Consider the following 18,234-nt stretch of genomic DNA (forward strand, 5'->3'; position numbering starts at 1 on the left):
GCCGTGCCGTCACCCGCCTACGATCCCGAGCGCGAGCTGAAGGACCTGGAGCCCTGGCAGCGCGAGTTGCGCGAGCAGTTCCCCATCATCACCGGCAACTCCCACCTCGCCTACCTGGACAGCGCGGCCACCGCGCAGAAGCCGCAGGCCGTCCTCGACGCCGTCCACACCTACCTGACCACCACCAACGCCAACGCGGCGCGCGGCGCCTACCTCTGGGCCAACCGCACCACGGAGCTGGTGGAACGCACCAAGGACGTGGTCCGCCACTTCCTGGGGGACCCGGAGGCCGGCCGCCGCGACGCCCGCTCGGGCGTCCATTTCACCGGCGGCACCACCGACGGCCTGCGGGCCGTCGCCCGCGACTGGCTGGCCGGCCGGCTCACCGACGGAGACGTGATCCTGGTCCCGGCGGCCGACCACCGGGCCAACCACGAACCGTGGCTGGAGGTGCAGCGGCTCCTCGCCGCCCGGGGCGTCCACATCACGGTCCGGGAACTGCCGTACCAGGAGAGCTCCGGCGACTACGACCACCGCGCGTTCCCCGGCGTGGTGGACCCGCGGACCCGGTTCGTCGCCGCCACCCACGTGCACCACGTCCACGGCGGCGACATGAACGTCCACCGCATCCGCGAGGCAGTCGGCCCCGACGTGCCGATCTGCCTGGACGCCGCTCAGAGCGTCGGCCACCTGCCCCTCTCGGTGGCCCGCCTGGACGTGGACTTCGTCGTGTTCTCCGGCCACAAGGCCCTGGCCCTGCCCGGGGTCGGGGCCGTGTGGTCGCGCGACACACGTGGGCCCGCCTTCCGCCCCGGAGGATGGCAGGGGACCCCGAACACGGTGGGGATCGCCTCCCTGGAGGCAGCGCTGCGCTGGCTCGACGCCGCGGGCACGGACCGGATCGACCGCTGGACCACCGCCCTCGCGGCCCGGCTGACCGACGCGCTCCGCCGCCTGCCCGCCTACCAGGTGCTCGGCTGCCAGGCGGGGCTGGCAGCCGGGGCGGCCGTCCAGCGGCGCCACGGCATCGTGACCTTCCGCCACCGCGACATCCCCTCCGACGACCTCGGCTTCATCCTGGACAGCCACGGCCTCATGGTGCGGGCCGACGACCTCTGCCAGGCGGGGAGAACCGACGGGCAAGGATCGGTCCGGGTCAGCGTGCACGTGTACAACACGGTTCAGGAGATCGACCGCCTGCTGACCGTTCTTGGCGAACTCGCGTGACAGGCCCCGCGCTGCGAAATGGAAACCGTTTGCAGCAGTAGATTGCCCGCAGCCGCGGACACCTCGGGAACGCGGCGCTGCGGAAGGGCGAGAACGGGCGCAATGGGCGTGAGCATGTCGACGGCGCGGCGGTGGGTGGAGCGCTGGGAGCTGCAGCAGCAGCGCTACGCGGTCGACCGCGAGACGCGGTTCACCGTGATCACCGACGTGGTCCAGAACGTGGTCCAGGAGGCGGTCCAGGACGTCGTCGAGGACGTCGTCGAGGACCGGGCGGAGAACGCGGCGGGGGACCCGGCGTGCGGCGTCGCGGGGGACCCGGCGCACGACGCGGCGGGGGAGCGGGGGCGGCCGCTCCTGCTGGACCTGGGATGCGGCCCGGGCTCCCTGGCCGCCAGGCTCGCCGCGCGCCTGCCCCACGCCGAGATCGTCGCCGTGGACATGGACCCGCTGCTCCTGGAACTCGGCCGCACCCACCGCCCGGACGCCGCCCGCTACGTGGACGCCGTGATCGGGGCCGAGGGCTGGACGGACGCCCTGGCCCTGGACCGTCCGCTCGACGCCGCCGTCTCCACCACCGCGCTGCACTACCTGCCGGAGGCCGCCCTCCTGGCCGTCTACCGGGAGCTCGCCCGGCGGATACGCCCGGGAGGGGTACTGGTCAACGGGGACCACTTCCCCGCCGACGACCCGTGGCGCGGGCGTCTCGCCACCGCCCTGGGGCGCCGGTTCGCGGAACGGTCCCGTACCGGCGGCCACGACGACTGGGAGTCCTGGTGGCGGGGCGCCGCCCGGGAGCAGGAGTTCGCCGGGCTGCTGGAGCTGCGGGAGCGCCGGCGGGCGGCTCTCGGGGGATCCGCGGGCGAGGGCAACGGCCTGGGGGCGGCCCGCCACGCGGCCCTCCTGCGCCGGGCGGGATTCGCCCGCGCGGGCCTGGTGTGGCAGTACGGGGACAGCGGTGTCCTGGTGGCCCGGAAGGAGTGACACCACGGACCCCGCGCCCCGGAAGGAGGTTCCCCCGGGACGCGGGACGTGGAATCGGAATCGCGGCCGCACCCGCGCCTGCCCGGCCGCCGAGGACGCCGCGGCGGCCGGCGGCAAGCAGCGGCAAGCAGCGGCGATCCGCGGCGATCAGCGGAGGTCGATCGCCGTCCACGACACCGGCGGCAGCTCGATCGTGAGGACGCCGTCCGCGAGCGCCGCGGTGGTGTTCGCGGACGGGGACACCCGGTCCTGCTCGGCCGCCGTGTTCTTCGCGTACACGTCGGCGTCGGCGAGCGTGAGCGCCTCGGCGACCCGCGAGGACCCGAGGCCGCGTACGTCGATCGTGACCTGGGCCGCCTCCCGCAGGTCGCGGTTGACCAGGAACACCGCGGCCCGGTCCTCGTCGGCGGTCGCGACCGCGTCGACGACGGACGCCTCGCCGTGGCGCGCCGTCTCGTACACCGGCGACTCGATCACGGGCCGGATCACCTCGCCGGAGGCGAGCCGGCTGGTGATCGAGAACGGGTGGAAGGTCGTCTGCCGCCAGGCCGGGCCCCCGGGCTCCGTCATGATCGGCGCGATCACGTTCACCAGCTGGGCGAGCGACGCCGAGGTGACGCGGTCGCTGCGCTTGAGCAGCGTCATCAGCAGGTTGCCGACCACCACGGCGTCCGCCACCGTGTAGACGTCCTCGAGCTGCCGGGGCGCGTGGCGCCACTCGGTCTCGTCCTTCTGCGACTCCTGGTGCTCCTTGAGGTACCAGACGTTCCACTCGTCGAAGGAGATGTCGATCCTCTTCCTCGAGCGCTTCTTGCCCCCCACGTGGTCGGCGGTCGCGACGACGGTGTCGATGAAGAAGTCCATGTCGACCGCGGAGGCGAGGAAGGAGCCGAGGTCGCCGTCGAGCTCCTGGTAGTACGCGTGGCAGGAGATGTAGTCGACGTGCTCGTAGCTGTGCTCGAGCACCGTGCGCTCCCAGTCGCCGAAGGTCGGCATGCCGGACCCGGAGGAGCCGCAGACGACCAGTTCGAGGTCCTTGTCGGCCGTCTTCATCGCGGCGGCGGTCCGGGCGGCGATCTTGCCGTAGTCGTCCGCCGTCATGAAGCCGGTCTGCCAGGGGCCGTCCATCTCGTTGCCGAGACACCACATCCGCACGTTGTGCGGCTCCGGCGTGCCGTTGGCGATGCGCAGGTCCGACAGGGCCGTGCCGGACGGGTGGTTGGCGTACTCGAGCAGGTCCAGGGCCGGGAGGATGCCCCGGGTGGCGACGTTGACCGCGAGCATCAGCTCGGAGCCGGTGAGCTTGAGCCACCTGGCGAACTCGTCGAGGCCGACCTGGTTCGACTCGAGCGAGTGCCAGGCGAGGTCACGGCGCACCGGGCGCTTCTCGCGCGGGCCGACCGAGTCCTCCCAGCGGAAACCGGAGACGAAGTTGCCGCCCGGGTAACGGATCGTCGTACTGCCGAGCTCCCTGACGAGTTCGACGACGTCCATGCGGAAGCCGTCCTCGTTCGCGCTCGGGTGCTCCGGCTCGTAGATCCCGGTGTACACGCAGCGGCCGAGATGCTCGACGAACGAGCCGAAGGTACGGCGCCGGACGGGGGCGACGACGGCCTTCCGGTCGAGCTCGATGTGGACGCGGGGCATTGCGGTGGTCCTTCCTGGGCGGCGCGGCCGCGGTGTGCGGGGCGCCGCCACGGTGAACGGGGCCTGCCCCTGCCGCGAGGGACGCGGCAGGGGCAGGCGTGGAACGGTCCGGAGCGGATCCCTGCGGGCTCAGCCCTTCACGGCGCCGGTCAGGCCGCCGACGATCTTCTTCTCGAAGACCGAGAAGAAGATCAGGGCGGGCAGCATGGCGAGCGAGGTGAACGCGAGGATCTTCGCGGTGTCCTGGGAGTACTGCGAGGCGGACAGCGCCTGGACGCCGAGCGGCAGGGTGTAGTTGGCCTGCGAGTTCAGCACGTACAGCGGCAGGAGGTAGTTGTTCCAGCTGCCGAGGAAGCCGAGGATGCTGACCGTGACCACGCCGGGCGTCGACAGCGGGATCACCATCCGGAAGAAGAACCCGAGCCGGCTCGTACCGTCGATCGACGCGGCCTCCTCGAGCTCCTTGGGGATGGCCTTGAGGAACGGCACCAGGATGATGACGGTCGTCGGCAGACCGAACGCGATCTGCGGGATGATGATGCCCAGCAGGTTGTCGATCAGGCCCAGGTTCTTGATCATGATGTACAGCGGCGTGATCGCGATGACCAGGGGGAACATCAGGCCCGCCGCGAACAGCGAGTACATCGCGCCCTTGAACTTGAACTCGTAGCGCGCGATCACGAAGCTCACCATCAGGCCGAGCACCACGATGCCCGCCGTGCTCGCCAGACCGACGGCGATCGAGTTGGCGAACTGGCCCCAGAACGTCTGCGTCGAGAGGACGTCCGTGTAGTTGCCGACGGACCACGGGCTCGGCAGCCCCGACGGGTCCGTGGTGAACTGCGAGTTGGTGCGGAACCCGCCGAGCACGATGAACAGCACCGGCGCGATGCACGCCACGATGAACAGCAGCGCGACGAGGTAGGTGAAGGGGTTGCCCCACTTCTGCTTGACCTGGTCGCCGCCACGGTCGGGGCGCCTGCGTCGTGCGATCCCCGTGAGGTTCGCGGACTTTGCGGTCGTCGCGCTCATCGGTCGCCTCCTTCGGTGACGGCGCCCTGCAGGTCACGGCGCAGGACGAAGCGCTGGTAGAACAGCGCGACGACCATCGAGATCACGAACATCACGACCGCGATGGCGCTGCCGTAGCCGAAGTTGGCCGCGTTACGGCCCTCGGCGACCATGTAGATCGCCATCGTCGACGTTCCCGCGGTTCCCGCGATGTACGGGCCCCAGATGATGAAGACGAGGTCGAACAGCTGAAGCGATCCGATGATCGACAGGAAGCCCCAGATGCGGATCGTCGGGCCCAGCAGCGGAAGCGTGATGCGGCGCTGGATCTGCCAGTAGGAAGCGCCGTCGATCTCCGCGGCCTCGAAGAGCTCGTCGGGTATGGACTGCAGGCCGGCGAGCATCAGGATCACCGCGAACCCGATGTACTTCCAGGTGATGATGGCCATCAGCGTCCACAGCGCCAGATCCGGGTCGGACAGCCAGTCGTGCTGCCAGGACTCCAGCCCGAGCTTGCCCAAGAGGTCGTTGACGGCGCCGTTGGACTGCAGCAGCAGACCCCAGCCGGTGCCGACGATGATCTCGGAGATGACGTAGGGCACGAAGATCAGGATGCGGATGATCGAGCGTCCGCGGATCTTCTGGTTGAGCAGGAGTGCGAGGCCGATCGCCAGCGGTCCCTGGATCAGGAGGGAGAGGACCACGATCAGCAGGTTGTGCGTCAGCACCTCGTGGAACGCCGGATCGGTGAGGATCAGCTTGTAGTTGTCGAACCCCACCCAGTCGGTCGGGTCTCCATAACCCTTCCACCGGTAGAAGCCGTAGTACGCGGCGAGTGCCACGGGGAAGATCACAAATGCGAGGAAGACGATGATCGCCGGTCCGGAGAGAATCGCGATCTCGAGTCGCATCCGGGCACGGCCACTGCGGCGGCGTCCAGCCGCTCGCGGTGAAGCCGGGGACGCGGACTTGCCCGCGTCCCCGGCTTCAGGCGTGCCCTGCGACTGACGGCCGGAGGCCGTTTCAGTACCCAGGGTGTCGCTCATGGTTCTTTACTCAGCCCTTCGCGGCAGCCGCGTTGGTGTTCTTGGCGATGTCCTCGGGCGAGCCCTTGCCGGCCATCAGGTTCACGACGGCGGTGTTCATCGCGTTGCCGGCGTTCTGGCCGTACTGGGTGTCGAGGAACATGACGGAGTAGGCGGCCTTGTTGAAGGCCTCCAGCGCCGAGACGTTGTAGGAGTCGGTGACGACGCCCTGGGCCTCCTTGTTCACCGGGATGGTGCTGAAGCCCTTGGCGTACTTCTCCTGCTCCTCCTTCGTGGCGAGCCACCGGAGGAACTCGAAGGCCTCCTTCGGCGCGGCCTTCGCGACCGAGTAGCCGTCGCTGCCGCCCATGATGGCGCTGGGGTCACCCTGACCGCCCTCCACGGCGGGGAAGGGGAACCAGCCGAGGTCCGGGAGCGGCTTCTTGTCCGGGGTGAGACCCGCGATCACGCCCGGGTTCCAGTTGCCCATGAGCTCCATGCCCGCCTTGTGGTTGGCGAGCATGCCCGCCGACGAACCGGCGCCCTGCTGGGCGGGGGTCGTCAGGTAGCCCTTCTGGAACGGCTCGACCTTGAGGAACTTCTGCAGGTCCTCGCCGGCCTTGGTCCAGCACGGGTCGTCGAACTTGAGCTCGGCGCCGGCCTTGTTGATCGCGTCCTCGCTACAGTGGCGCAGGGCGAAGTTGTAGTACCAGTGCGCGGCCGGCCACGCGTCCTTGGCGCCGACCGCGATCGGGGCGACGTCGATCTTCTTCAGCTTGGCGATGGCGTCCTCGAGCTCGGCCATCGTGGTCGGCGTCGACTTGATGCCGGCCTTCTCGAAGAGGTCCTTGCTGTAGTAGATGCCCTCGGGCTGCGTGGACAGCGGGACGGCGTAGACCTTGCCGTCGATCGTCGCGCCGGCGACCTGCGCGCCCGCGTTCGTCTTGTCCTGGTCGTTGAAGGGCAGCTCCTGGAGCTGGCCGGCCTCGACCATGGCGCGCATCTTGCCGCCACCACGCTGGAGGAAGATGTCCGGCGCGGAGTTGGAGTTGAGCGCGGTCTGCAGCTTGCCGTCGAAGTCCTCGTTCTGGACCGTCTGCAGCTTGATGGTGACCTTCGGGTTCGCCGCCATGTACTCCTTGACGGCGGTCTTCCAGAACTCCTCGCCCGGACCGGGGGAGGCGTTCTCCCACACGGTCAGCGTGACCTTGCCGCCCTCCGCCGCGTTGTCGTCGGCCTCGCCGTTGCCGGCGCAGCCGGTGGCAGCGAGAGCGATACCCAGGCCGACCGCGAGGGCCGTCGTGGTGCGTGTCTTCCTCGTCATCATGGCAACTTCCTGATCAGTCGTAATCAACGCAAGGAGCGTCAAGGGCGTGCGATAGGTCATGGGCCTGCTGGGTGGTGCCAAGAACTGCGTGCGCGTCGATCGGGTTGATCAAGCGACAGGCTGGTCGTGACGGCTTGAGACCTGATCGCGGCGCGCAATTTCCGTGCTTCCCGCTCCAGGCATGCGGGTGTGCACGTGCCAGGCAGACGGGGGGTGACCGCGAGGGGTGATTTTCGTTACGGAGGGTTGCGATCGCACGAGAGTATGCGCTCGGCGCGGAGCGGCAGTCAATGACTAATGTTCCGAAAATTCCTCGAAACTTATGATCGGTTGCCGGGGTCCGTCGCCGAAACATTTCGAAGCCTTCCCTCGATCGGCACACAGACCCGCTGGTGGGCGCAGCCTGCGCCTTCCCTCGCCGAGGGCCTGGCCGGTGAGGTCGGGGCCGGTGCCGGCAACCCTCGTGCTTGCGCAAGATCAGTGGTGAAAGATCGACCGTTGCCTGGGCATCTCCGGGCACATGTGAGCGCTAACACCGGTCAGCCCTCCTGTTCGGCAAGCGTTTCACCCTTGCGATTACTGGGCTCCCTGCCACCGCCGCCGCTTCCGGCACAGTCGACGCACGCCCCTTGCTCCGAGAACTGTTAGCGCTCACACTGACTGCCGAACGCCGGACGGATGCCGGACGGACGCAGGGCCCTCGCAGGGCCCACGCCGGGCCCCCACAGGGATCCACGTCCGCCGCACCCCGGTCCCGCCGTGGCGGCGCCACGGCGCAACGGCCCGGCGCTCCCCCCACCGAACCGGCTTCCCTCCGGCGCCCGCGCCGGGCGGAAGTCGAAACCTTTAGGAGGCAGAGATGGCACCAGCAAAGGTCTTACCCGCGCGCCTGCTGTGGCGATGGCGGAGAGGAACGGTCGCGATCGCCGTCACCGCCCTGCTCGCCGGGCTGTGCCTGACCCTCGGCAGCACCCCGGCGTCGGCCGCCACGGTCGACACCGGCGCCACGTACGTCCTCGTCAACCGCAGCAGCGGCAAGGCGCTGGATGTGTACAATCTGGCCACCGGCGACGGCGCCCGCATCGTCCAGTGGGCGCGCAACGACCAGGCGCAGCAGCAGTGGCAGTTCGTGGACTCCGGGAGCGGTTACTATCGGCTCAGGTCGAAGCACTCCGGCAAGGTCCTGGACGTCTACAACTGGTCGTCCTCCGACGGTGGGCAGATCGTGCAGTGGCCCGATCTGAACGGCGCCAACCAGCAGTTCCGTCTCGCCGACTCCTCGGACGGGTACGTGCGTCTGATCAACCGCAACAGCGGCAAGGCGTTCGGCCCGGAGAACGCCTCCACCGGTGACGGCGCGAACATCGTCCAGTCCACCGACACCGGCGCCGGCCACCAGCAGTGGCAGCTGGTCAAGGTGGGCGGCAGCACCACGCCGCCGGGCGGCACGTGTTCGCTGCCCTCGTCGTACCGGTGGTCCTCGACGGGTGCGCTGGCGCAGCCGAGGAGCGGGTGGGTGTCGTTGAAGGACTTCTCCGCGGTGAAGCACAACGGCAAGTACCTGGTCTACGGGTCGTACTCGACGGGTTCGTCGTACGGTTCGATGGCCTTCAGCCAGTTCACGAACTGGTCGGACATGGCCTCGGCGGGCCAGAACGCGATGAGTCAGGCCGCGGTGGCGCCGACGTTGTTCTACTTCGCGCCGAAGAACATCTGGGTGCTGGCCTACCAGTGGGGTTCGGCGGCGTTCATGTACCGCACGTCGAGCGACCCGACGAACCCCAACGGGTGGTCGGCGCCGCAGGCGCTGTTCACGGGCAGCATCTCCGGTTCCGACACCGGTCCGATCGACCAGACGCTGATCGCCGACGGTCAGAACATGTACCTGTTCTTCGCCGGTGACAACGGCAAGATCTACCGGGCGAGCATGCCGATCGGGAACTTCCCGGGCAGCTTCGGTTCCTCGTACACGACGATCATGAGTGACACCAAGGCCAACCTGTTCGAGGCGGTGCAGGTGTACAAGGTGCAGGGGCAGAACCAGTACCTGATGATCGTGGAGGCGATGGGCGCCAACGGGCGTTACTTCCGTTCCTTCACGTCCTCGAGCCTGAGTGGTTCGTGGACCCCGCAGGCGGCCTCCGAGAGCAACCCGTTCGCGGGCAAGGCCAACAGCGGCGCGACCTGGACCAACGACATCAGTCACGGCGACCTGGTCCGCAGCAACCCCGACCAGACCATGACCATCGACCCCTGCAACCTCCAGCTCCTGTACCAGGGCAAGGCGCCGAACTCGGGCGGCGACTACAACGCGCTGCCCTACCGGCCGGGCGTCCTCACCCTCCAGCGCTGACCCACACGGTCCAGGTGATCGCACCGTGCGCGCACCGGACGCCGGGGGCCCTTCCAGCGTCTCGCCGGAGGGGCCCCCCGCCCCGCGCGCCCCAGAGCCCCGCTGCCGGGCGCCGACGGCTCACCGCGCCGCGGGCACCCGCCCGGGTGGCGTCGGCGTCCAGGCGGGCCGTCACGAGGGGCGGCGGTCCAGGGTGTAGCGCCGCTGGAACCAGAGGGCGGCGGCCATCAGCGCGGCCGGTACGGCGGTGAAGCCGGCGAGCAGCGCGGTCGTCGCCGAGCCGGGCTGGGTGACGTGCTCACCGGCGGTGCTGGAGACGAAACCGCCCAGCGCCAGGACGGCCGAGTACAGGTACGGTCCGACGGCGGTGCCGGTCGCCTCCGTCGCGGTCCACATCCCGGTGTACGCGCCCGCCTTCGCGGATCCGGACGCCTCCGCCGCCGCGACGACGTCGGGCACCATCGAGAAGGCGAACAGCTGCAGCCCGGCGAACGCGATGCCCATCACCATCACCACGACGGCGGTGACGGCCACGCCGGGCGCCCCGCCGAGCACCGCACCCAGCAGGAGGGCCAGGGAGCCCGCCGCGAAGGCGGCCTGGGAGAGCAGCAGCCCGCGCTGCTTGCCGAAGCGCCGCGACCAGGCGGTCCACAGCGGGCCGGCGAACAGCGCCGGGGCGAGGAACAGGCCCATCAGCAGGGCGGTGAGCCCGGAGTTCTCGAAGACGTACTCGGTGAAGTAGGGCAGCGCGGCGAGGAACAGGTGCGTGGTCGTTCCGGTGAACAGGTACGACAGCACCAGCGCGCGGTAGTCCCGGTCCCGCCAGGCCAGCCGCAGGTCGGCCAGGGTGGAGTGGCCGCCCGCCCCGTCGGGCGCGCGGACGCCGCAGCCGTCGGTGAGCCGGCGCACCCCGGACAGCGCGACCAGCGACGTGACGGCCATGACCGTCGCGAGCAGGAGCGCCATGCGGGTGTAGTCGCCCCGGCCCCCGGCGGCGGTCAGGGCGGGCGCGGCGACGCCGGCGCACAGCAGCCCCACGGTCAGGCAGAGCATGCGGAACATGAAGACCCGCGTCCGCTCGTGGTACCCGACCAGCAGGTCGGAGGCCGTGGTGAGGTACGGCACCTGGAAACCGGCGAAGAGCAGGTTGCCCACCACGAACCAGCAGCCCACCCAGAGCGCCGCGGACCCGCCGGTGAGGGCGGACGGCACGCTGAACATCGCGACCATGGCGGCCCCGAGCAGCACACCGGAACGCATCATCCGGCGGCGGTGGCCGAACCGGACCGCCTCCCGGTCGGAGCGCGAGCCGAGGAACGGGTGGACGACGATGTCCACGACCTTGGGCAGCAGCAGGGTCAGCCCGGCGAGGAAGGCGGGCACGCCCAGGACGTCGGTGAGGAAGTAGAGGAGCAGCAGCCCGGGCACGGTGACCCAGACCCCCATGCCCAGCGAGCCGGCGGCGTAGGCGGCCAGGGGACCACCGCCCGCCCGCGCCCCGGTCGTGGCGGCCGGCGCGACCGGGGCGCTCACGCGCCGCTCCTGTGCCGCTCGACCACGCCGGCCGCGAGCGGCGCCCCGTCGAAGGCGCCGGCCCTGGCCCGGGCGGTGAGGGTGCGGGCCACGACCCGGTCGGTGACGGCGGGCAGGTGGCGGGCCAGGAAGAACTCCACCGCGCCCTTGCGGGTGGTGGTCACGTCCCGTCGCGGACGCCTGGCCAGCGCGGCCCGCTCGATGGCGTCGACCACGCCCTCGAGCGGCTCGTACACGCTCATGCCCTCCAGCGACAGCCCGGCCTCCTTCGTGGAGTCGTGGATGGGGCTGCGCACCGCGGACGGATACACGCAGCTGACCGAGACGTGCGTGCCGAGTTCCAGGCGCAGCGCGTCGGCGTACGCGACCATGGCCCGCTTGGAGGCCCCGTACGCCGCGGCGAGCGGCAGTTGCATGGCCGCCATCCTGGAGGTCACCATCACCACCCGGCCCCGCCCGGCCACCAGGGCGCCGACGCAGGCGGCGGTCACCCGCCAGGTGCCGAGGAGGTTGATCTCCAGCTGGCGGAGCACCTCGGTTCCGGGGGGCAGCTCCGCGGGCGCGGGACCGCCGATCCCGGCGTTGTTCACCAGGACGTCGAGTCCGCCCAGGCGGGAGAGGGCGTCCGCGACGGCGGACCGCACGCTCCGGTCGTCGGTGACGTCGCAGCGGACGACGTCGAACGGCTCGTCGCCGGAGGGCCGCAGGTCGAGGCCGACCACGTGCGCACCGGCGCGTGCCAGCCGCTCGCCGAGGGCGCGCCCGATGGTGCCCGAGGCGCCCGTGATCAGGAAGCGCCGCCCGCGGGGGTCGTGGCGTCGGTCGAGGAAGAAGAGGGTCATGCGTGGGCCTTCGTAGCAGGGGTGTGGACGGTGGCGCCGCGGGCGGCCCGGCGGACACCCGCCCGGATCTCCCGGGGCAGCGCGGAGACGTACTGGTCGAAGTCGACGCGCATCATCGGCCGTTTGTCCCCCCACCGCCGGACGGCCGCGGTGTGGGCGCGGCGGACCGCCGCGCGCTGCTCGGCCGGTGACGGCAGGGCGTAGCGGCCGCCGAGGTAGGCGGCCACGAGCTTGGCCTGCGCCTCCACGACCGGCAGTGCCGCGCCGGTGGACTGCATGAGGCCGACGAAGGCCAGCGTCGGGTCGTCGAGGTGGAAGACGCGCTGGTACAGCGGCATCGCCTCGGGGTCCTCACCGGTCCGGTCGCGGTCCAGGAACGGGAGGGTCACCCGGTAGCCGGTCGCCCACACGATCACGTCGACGTCCTCGACGGTGCCGTCGGTGAACACCACCCTGCCGCCGTCGAGCCGCTCGACGCCGGGCCGGGCGACGACCTCCCCGTGGGTGAGGCGGTGCAGGATCGTGTCGCTGATGGTGGGGTGGTCCTGGAAGAGGCCGCCGGCGGGCCTCGGCAGCCCGTACTTCTCGGGGGTGCCCACCGCCAGCCGCAGCGCGGCCTGCGCGACCCTCTGGCGGATGCGCCACGGCAGTACCGCGAGTGCCTTGCCGGTCAGGTCCGAAGGGCGGCCGAAGAGGTACTTGGGGACGATGTGCGTGCCGTGCCGGGCCGAGAGCAGGACCGGCCCGGCACTGACGTACGACGCGTCGACGGCGATGTCCATGGCGGAGTTGCCCATCCCCACGACCAGCACCCGCTTGCCGGCGAACGGGCCGGGGTCGCGGTAGTCGTGGGCGTGGAGCTGCAGGCCGTCGAAGTGGCCCGGATACGCCGGGGACGGCCACTTCGGGTCCCGGTTGTGCCCGTTGGCCACCACCACGGCGTCGTAGTCCTTCGTCACGGTGGCGTCCCCGGCCTCCATGCCGACCCGCCAGGCGGGTCCGGAGCGGCGGACGGCGGTGACGGTGGTGCCGAACCGGATGTGCCCGGTGACCTGGAAGGCGTCGGAGTACCGCGCGAGGTACTCGGCGACCCGGGCGGCCGACGGGTAGTCCGGCCACCCGGCCGGCATCGGGAAGTCGGCGAACTCGGTACGGCCCTTGCTGGTGTTGAGGTGCAGGCTGTCGTAGGCCGGGGACGACCCGTCGGCGCCGCCCTCGGCCCACAGTCCGCCGGGGCGGTCGCCCCGCTCCAGGACGGTGACCTCCGCACCTTCGTCCAGCAGCGCCTTCGCCGCGGCCAGCCCCGCGGCCCCCGCACCGATCACCGCCACCCTCGTCGCGTCCATGCGCGGTCCTCCTCACTCGAGGGCGGTCATTCAATCGAATGATGGAGAGCGCGACAACCCCTCCCCACCTCCTCTTTTCCTCCCCGGCGACTGATTGAATTCGATCCGCGGCCTCGGGTAGCCTCGGCCGCATGAGCGCTCAGCCGGACGACGGTTCCAGTCGCGAACGCATCCTGGCGGCGGCCACCCGGCTGTTCGCCGAGCGCGGCTACGACGCGACCAGCACCCGTGCCATCGCGGAGGCCGTGGGACTCAACATCGCGACGGTCGCCTACCACGTGGGCGGGAAGGCGGAGCTCTACCTCGCGGTGATGCGCCGGGCGCACCTGGCCCAGCGGGAGGTGGTCGCCGCCGCCCTGGAGCAACTGCACACGTGCGGCGCGTCGGAGACGGAGACCAGGGCCGCGCTGCTCGGCTTCGTCGACGCCTACCTGACCTTCTGCATGAACCGTCCCGAGGTCCCCGCGCTGTGGATGCGCCGGTGGCTGTCGGAGGGGGCCGACCTGGCCGAGATCGAGTCGGAGTTCGCCGGCCCGCTCATCACCGAGGTCGCCGCCTCGGTACGGGAGGTGCTCGACCGCGTCGGCCTCGGCTCAGGGGTCGACGTCGAGATGCTGGTCTTCACGATCGTCTGGACCGCGCACTCCTTCGGCCAAGCGGGCATCATCGATCCGACGGGGCGTCGGCTCGGCCCGCGTGACCTGGCCGTCCTCGACCGGTTCCGCCGCCACCTGCACGACATCGTGACCAGCGTGCTGGACCGCGGCGCCGGCGGCGGCGAGCGGATCCGCTGACGGACGCCGGCGGGCGCGGCCGCTCATGGCCCGCCGGCCCGCGCGCTCACCGCCCGCTCACCGTCTGCCCGCCCGCGCACGGCCGAGGGTCACTCCGCTGGCGATGACCCCGATGTGGCTGAACGCCTGCGGGAAGTTGCCCATGAACTCGCCCGTGGACGGATGGATCTGCTCCGAGAGGAGTCCGGTCGTGCCGGCCCGCGCGCACAGGGACACGTACAGCTCCTCGGCCTCGTCCAGCCGGCCCTGGCCGACCAGGTTGTCGACCAGCCAGAAGCTGCACAGCAGGAACGCCCCCTCGTCACCGTCGAGCCCGTCGGGGGACTCGTCGTGCAGGTAGCGGTAGAGCAGCCCGCCGCCCGCCGAGAGACGCTCGGCCACGGCGGCCGTCGTCGCCACCATCCGCGGATGGTCCACCGGGACGACCCCGCGGAGCGGCAGGGCGAGCAGGCTGGCGTCCACGGCGCCCCCGCCGGAGAGGGACACGCTCAGGGTCTTCGCGTCCTCGTCCCAGGAGCGGTTCAGGATCAGTTCACGCAGCTCGTCGGCCGCGGCCCGCCACTCCTCGACGCGTCCCGGCAGCCCGTGCCGCTCGGCGATGCGCACCGCCCGGTCCAGGGCCACGTGGCACAGTCCCGCCGAGTAGGTGAAGGCGTCACCCTCGTTGCGCACCTCCCAGATGCCCTGGTCCGGCTCGCGCCAGGCGGTGGCCGCCTGGTCCGCGAGCCCGGCCAGACTGGACCACAGGCCGGGCTGGATCTCGCCGCCTGCCAGCAGCCACTGGTCGGCGCAGTCCAGGATCTCGCCGTAGACGTCGTGCTGGCGCTGGTCGGTCGCGCCGTTGCCCCAACGCACGGGGGCCGAGCGCCGGTAACCCTCCAGCTCGCCGTCCACCATCTCGTCGGGGACCGCGAGCCCGTCGAGGGTGTACATGATGCGGGGCCGTCCACTCTGCTCGAACGCGTCGAGGACCCAGCCGAGGAACGAGTCGGCCTCGCCCTGGAAGCCGATGCGCCGCAGGGCGAACACGGCGAAGGCCGCGTCCCGGATCCAGGCGTAGCGGTAGTCCCAGTTGCGGATGCCGCCGATGGGGGCGGGGAGGGAGGAGGTGGGTGCGGCGACGAGCGAGCCGTTGGACCAGTCGTCGCACATCTTCAGGCTGAGCGCGGCCCGCCTGACCAGGGGCTCCTCCGGGCCCTCGTAGGTGAACCCCGTCATCCAGCGACGCCACGCCTCACCGGTGGCGGCGAGCATGGCATCGGTGTCGAAGCGGTGATGACGGTGGAAGCGCCCCCAGGAGAGGACCAGGTCGAGACGGTCGCCCTCCCGCATGTCGTAGCTGTTGCGCAGTCCCTCGAGGGGCCGGCTGCCGCGCAGGTGCAGCCGCAGCCCTCGCTGCCGGTAGGGCCGCACCTCGACCCCGCTGAACAGGGCCCGCGCCTGCGCGCCGCCCCTGGGCCGAAGATCCGCCCGCAGCCGGACGTGGCCGGAGAGGACCTGGGCCGAACGCACGAGCTCGGCGCGCCCGGCGGGAGTGTCGTCGGTGAGGTCGGCGCCCGGGCGGAGCGTGAGGGCGTCCGTGAGGCGCACGACCCCGTCGGGGGTGCGCAGGTCGGTGACGAGCACCCCGGTGTCCCGCACGTACCACTGCCGGGCCTCGACCAGACCCTCCGGAGCGACGGTGAAGTGCCCGCCACGGCTGTGGTCCAGAAGCCCGCAGAACAGCGGCTCCGAGTCGAACCGGGGCAGGCACATCCAGGGAATGGACCCGTCGAGCCCGACCAGCGCCGCGGTCGTGCCGTCACCGATGAGCCCGAGGTCCTCCAGCGGCATGTACCCGTCCCGTCTGCGGACCGGCCGGAACGGTGGATCGGGGTCGTACATGAGACCTCGCTCTTCCGGGGACGTGGACATCGAGGATCACCCTCGTCCCCACGGTGGCAGAGGGCCCCGGGTGGCGCGAGACGGCCAGGGGGGAACTGGTACGAGCGGGTGAAGGGCGGGGCCGTGGCACCGTGCCCGGGCCCGCGGGCGGGCGCACCCGGCGTCGAGGGCGCGGTCGTGCGTGCGTATGCGGCCCCCTCGGCGCATCGCCTGCACCGGTGAGGGACGGGCCGTCCATGAAGCTCGCGCGGCGCGAGGTGAACTGCCGCCCGTGGCACAGGAGTCGGGGCCGATGGCCGGCCATCTCCCGACAACCGCACTGCCCAGGGCGGACGGTGACGTCACGTCAGCCCCCGCGGCTGCGCCCTCCAGGGGATTCGATGGAAGGTTGAGAAACACCGCGGCCCCTGATTTAGCGGACGCTTAAATCTCGAAAAAACAGGGCATACTGCGCGGATTTGCTGCTCGGCGTCCGGCGGAAGGTAATGAAGTAACCAAGAGATCTTGACGCTTTCGATCGCTCCCCATACGTTCTACGTGCGCCTTGGAGGGGGAGGCGAAAGGAAGCGGGGGCTTCTCGATCGGGGCAACGACTCGGTAAGGGTCGATGCGAATCCGATTCTTCTGCCGATTTTATCGTGGGCATTTTCTCATCTATCCGCATCTGGGCGGTCCGGACGTTCTGGCGACGTCCGGATCTGCTCGATGCCGGATTGCTCAGGGTTTCCGTTGCGCTGCGCGGGCTTGCTTTCCCGTGCAGGGCTCCGGAAGGGGGACCGGTCCGCCGGCCCCACCGCGCCCCGCAACGGGGCGACTTCGCGCGGAAAGGGGGTGGAGTACATGGAGAACATCGACGTCATCGAGCTGGACGACGACATCGTCGAGTTCGAGTCCGCGGAGGACAACGCGGCGAACGTGGCCAACGTGGCGAACGTCGCCAACGTGGCGAATGTCGCCAACGTCGCCAACGTCGCCAACGTGGCGAACGTGGCGAACGTCGCCAACGTGGCGAACGTCTAGTTGAGGCCGGGTGGCGGGAAAATCCCTCCCGTCACCCCGTCCTTTCCTCATGGAAGAACTCCGAATTGATGGCGGGACCCTCTGGCGGGGCTCCTGCGCAACCTGCTGAAAGGCAAAACGTAACTGTGGCGCGCTCGGTGATCGAAGAAAAGCTGCAAGCGGCCCGCATATTGGCGGAGGCCCTTACCGCTGACGACAACGGATCGATCGATTCGATGTACATAGCGGGAAGTCTGACGGCCGGCCTCGGTAATCCCACGAGTGATGCCGACCTTTTCGTTCTCTACACCGACGAGTCCGCAATGGGCGACGACGTCACGCAGTACAACGTGAACGGCCACCGGGTCGACGTGGAGCGGTACACGCTCGCGTACGTCGAGGAGGCGGTCGACACGATCACCTCGTTCGAGCTGCGCCGTGACAACCTGACGGAACTTCACAAGCTGCCGGGCCAACTGGACTTCGTGTGCCGCCTGTACACGTCAGAGATCGTCGCGCCCTCGCCCGCGCTCGACGGGTTCAAGCAGCGGATCGACTCGTCCATCGCCAACATCCGCCAGGTAGCGGTCAATTACTCCGCCATCGCGGTCAACGGGCACCTCGAGGACTTCCTCGGCGCCTCCGTCGACGGCGACTACGAGACCGCCGCGCTCGTCGGTCAGGAGTTGACCGCCTACGCCGGCAAAGCCGTCGTGGCCGCCTCCGGCGATCTTTATTACAGCAAGAAGTGGGTCTACAAGCAGCTCGACCGCACGCCTGTCGAGGGGTTCCCCAAGGACACCTTCGTCGACTTCCAGCGAGGCAACTGGACCGACCGCGGCAACAGCGCCGCCGAGGACCTGGTGTTCTTCGTGCAGACCTGTGTGGCCGCGAGCCAGCTGCTCAGCCGCCACGACGTCTCCCTGGACGCCTGGCCCTGGACGGTACCGGCCGGGCAGTCCGGCGAGCGCCTCTGGCGCAACCCCTCGTACAACGTGCTCGGGCAGAGCGACGGAATCCTGCTCCACTGGGAGCTGCGCCGCCAGCTGATGCTGCGTGACCCCGCCGCCTTCGTGTGGGCACTGTGCGACGGCCGCGACCCGCAGGGCGTCGTCGATGCCGTGCAGCGGCTGGCCGAGCACGTCCCCGCGCTCAAGACCCTGACCCCCGAGCGCATCGAGCGTCTGCTCGAATCCCTGCGCTCGCGTGACCTTGTCAGCGACGAGCCGTACTCCGTGCTCGGCACCATCTGATCGGCAGCGAGA

At 70.4% G+C, this 18,234-nt stretch carries 14 protein-coding genes; 6 read left to right on the plus strand and 8 right to left on the minus strand.

Annotated features, from left to right (window positions below; all coding sequences use genetic code 11):
* Positions 1 to 3: 3 nt before the first annotated feature.
* Together GBN72_RS02940 and GBN72_RS02945 are read left to right on the plus strand one after the other, a co-directional pair.
* Positions 4 to 1,227 (plus strand): aminotransferase class V-fold PLP-dependent enzyme, encoded by a 1,224-nt coding sequence (locus tag GBN72_RS02940; protein ID WP_151770031.1) that lies wholly within the window; start codon positions 4 to 6, stop codon positions 1,225 to 1,227.
* A gap of 102 nt (positions 1,228 to 1,329) precedes the next feature.
* The gene (locus GBN72_RS02945; RefSeq protein WP_151770032.1) at positions 1,330 to 2,208 is read left to right on the plus strand and encodes a class I SAM-dependent methyltransferase; all 879 of its coding nucleotides are present in this window, start codon (positions 1,330 to 1,332) and stop codon (positions 2,206 to 2,208) included.
* A gap of 147 nt (positions 2,209 to 2,355) precedes the next feature.
* Here GBN72_RS02945 and arfA read toward each other — a convergent pair whose 3' ends face one another.
* The 4 genes from arfA to GBN72_RS02965 form a co-directional block, all read right to left on the minus strand.
* Entirely contained in the window at positions 2,356 to 3,855 is a 1,500-nt protein-coding gene (gene arfA, locus GBN72_RS02950; protein WP_151770033.1) for an arabinosylfuranosidase ArfA, read from the minus strand.
* A 129-nt stretch (positions 3,856 to 3,984) separates the two neighbouring features.
* Complete coding sequence (locus GBN72_RS02955; protein ID WP_151770034.1) at positions 3,985 to 4,887, minus strand: carbohydrate ABC transporter permease; 903 nt, start codon at positions 4,885 to 4,887, stop codon at positions 3,985 to 3,987.
* Positions 4,884 to 5,777 carry a carbohydrate ABC transporter permease gene (locus GBN72_RS02960; protein ID WP_246212221.1) on the minus strand — a complete coding sequence of 298 codons (894 nt, stop codon included), beginning with the start codon at positions 5,775 to 5,777 and terminating at the stop codon, positions 4,884 to 4,886. The genes GBN72_RS02955 and GBN72_RS02960 overlap by 4 nt, the downstream gene beginning before the upstream one ends.
* A 145-nt stretch (positions 5,778 to 5,922) precedes the next feature.
* Positions 5,923 to 7,215, minus strand: coding sequence for an ABC transporter substrate-binding protein (locus tag GBN72_RS02965; protein WP_151770036.1), 1,293 nt, complete (start codon positions 7,213 to 7,215; stop codon positions 5,923 to 5,925).
* Positions 7,216 to 8,077: 862 nt separating this feature from the next.
* Between GBN72_RS02965 and GBN72_RS02970 the strand changes: the two genes are divergently transcribed.
* Positions 8,078 to 9,571, plus strand: coding sequence for a non-reducing end alpha-L-arabinofuranosidase family hydrolase (locus GBN72_RS02970; protein ID WP_151770037.1), 1,494 nt, complete (start codon positions 8,078 to 8,080; stop codon positions 9,569 to 9,571).
* Between the two features lie 171 nt (positions 9,572 to 9,742).
* On the opposite strand, the gene GBN72_RS02975 is transcribed toward GBN72_RS02970, so the two are convergent.
* The 3 genes from GBN72_RS02975 to GBN72_RS34995 are packed head-to-tail and all read right to left on the minus strand — an operon-like array spanning position 9,743 to position 13,292.
* Positions 9,743 to 11,104 (minus strand): MFS transporter, encoded by a 1,362-nt coding sequence (locus GBN72_RS02975; RefSeq protein WP_246212222.1) that lies wholly within the window; start codon positions 11,102 to 11,104, stop codon positions 9,743 to 9,745.
* Positions 11,101 to 11,946 (minus strand): SDR family NAD(P)-dependent oxidoreductase, encoded by an 846-nt coding sequence (locus GBN72_RS34990; RefSeq protein WP_151770038.1) that lies wholly within the window; start codon positions 11,944 to 11,946, stop codon positions 11,101 to 11,103. The genes GBN72_RS02975 and GBN72_RS34990 overlap by 4 nt, the downstream gene beginning before the upstream one ends.
* Positions 11,943 to 13,292: a flavin-containing monooxygenase gene (locus GBN72_RS34995; protein ID WP_151770039.1), complete on the minus strand. Its 1,350-nt coding sequence runs from the start codon at positions 13,290 to 13,292 to the stop codon at positions 11,943 to 11,945. The genes GBN72_RS34990 and GBN72_RS34995 overlap by 4 nt, the downstream gene beginning before the upstream one ends.
* 131 nt (positions 13,293 to 13,423) lie before the next feature.
* Between GBN72_RS34995 and GBN72_RS02990 the strand changes: the two genes are divergently transcribed.
* Positions 13,424 to 14,086 (plus strand): TetR/AcrR family transcriptional regulator, encoded by a 663-nt coding sequence (locus GBN72_RS02990; RefSeq protein WP_151770040.1) that lies wholly within the window; start codon positions 13,424 to 13,426, stop codon positions 14,084 to 14,086.
* Positions 14,087 to 14,143: 57 nt separating this feature from the next.
* Here GBN72_RS02990 and GBN72_RS02995 read toward each other — a convergent pair whose 3' ends face one another.
* Positions 14,144 to 15,970, minus strand: coding sequence for a glycoside hydrolase family 15 protein (locus GBN72_RS02995; protein ID WP_151770905.1), 1,827 nt, complete (start codon positions 15,968 to 15,970; stop codon positions 14,144 to 14,146).
* Between the two features lie 840 nt (positions 15,971 to 16,810).
* On the opposite strand from GBN72_RS02995, the gene GBN72_RS03000 reads away from it, so the two are divergent.
* Together GBN72_RS03000 and GBN72_RS03005 are read left to right on the plus strand one after the other, a co-directional pair.
* Complete coding sequence (locus tag GBN72_RS03000; RefSeq protein WP_151770041.1) at positions 16,811 to 16,990, plus strand: hypothetical protein; 180 nt, start codon at positions 16,811 to 16,813, stop codon at positions 16,988 to 16,990.
* A gap of 302 nt (positions 16,991 to 17,292) precedes the next feature.
* Entirely contained in the window at positions 17,293 to 18,222 is a 930-nt protein-coding gene (locus tag GBN72_RS03005) for a PqqD family protein (RefSeq protein ID WP_151770042.1), read from the plus strand.
* The last annotated feature ends 12 nt before the right edge of the window (positions 18,223 to 18,234 follow it).

This window comes from Streptomyces abyssomicinicus (assembly GCF_008974245.1).
Taxonomy (GTDB): domain Bacteria; phylum Actinomycetota; class Actinomycetes; order Streptomycetales; family Streptomycetaceae; genus Streptomyces; species Streptomyces abyssomicinicus.

Excerpts from the sequence above, each read along its gene's own strand:
- GBN72_RS02955 (WP_151770034.1), bottom strand. The coding sequence starts at position 4,887 with ATGAGCGCGACGACCGCAAAGTCCGCGAACCTCACGGGGATCGCACGA.
- GBN72_RS34990 (WP_151770038.1), bottom strand. The coding sequence starts at position 11,946 with ATGACCCTCTTCTTCCTCGACCGACGCCACGACCCCCGCGGGCGGCGC.
- GBN72_RS02960 (WP_246212221.1), bottom strand. The coding sequence starts at position 5,777 with ATGCGACTCGAGATCGCGATTCTCTCCGGACCGGCGATCATCGTCTTC.
- GBN72_RS02965 (WP_151770036.1), bottom strand. The coding sequence starts at position 7,215 with ATGACGAGGAAGACACGCACCACGACGGCCCTCGCGGTCGGCCTGGGT.
- GBN72_RS02995 (WP_151770905.1), bottom strand. The coding sequence starts at position 15,970 with ATGTACGACCCCGATCCACCGTTCCGGCCGGTCCGCAGACGGGACGGG.
- GBN72_RS03000 (WP_151770041.1), top strand. The coding sequence starts at position 16,811 with ATGGAGAACATCGACGTCATCGAGCTGGACGACGACATCGTCGAGTTC.
- GBN72_RS02990 (WP_151770040.1), top strand. The coding sequence starts at position 13,424 with ATGAGCGCTCAGCCGGACGACGGTTCCAGTCGCGAACGCATCCTGGCG.
- GBN72_RS02945 (WP_151770032.1), top strand. The coding sequence starts at position 1,330 with ATGGGCGTGAGCATGTCGACGGCGCGGCGGTGGGTGGAGCGCTGGGAG.
- GBN72_RS34995 (WP_151770039.1), bottom strand. The coding sequence starts at position 13,292 with ATGGACGCGACGAGGGTGGCGGTGATCGGTGCGGGGGCCGCGGGGCTG.
- GBN72_RS02970 (WP_151770037.1), top strand. The coding sequence starts at position 8,078 with ATGGCACCAGCAAAGGTCTTACCCGCGCGCCTGCTGTGGCGATGGCGG.
- GBN72_RS03005 (WP_151770042.1), top strand. The coding sequence starts at position 17,293 with ATGGGCGACGACGTCACGCAGTACAACGTGAACGGCCACCGGGTCGAC.
- arfA (WP_151770033.1), bottom strand. The coding sequence starts at position 3,855 with ATGCCCCGCGTCCACATCGAGCTCGACCGGAAGGCCGTCGTCGCCCCC.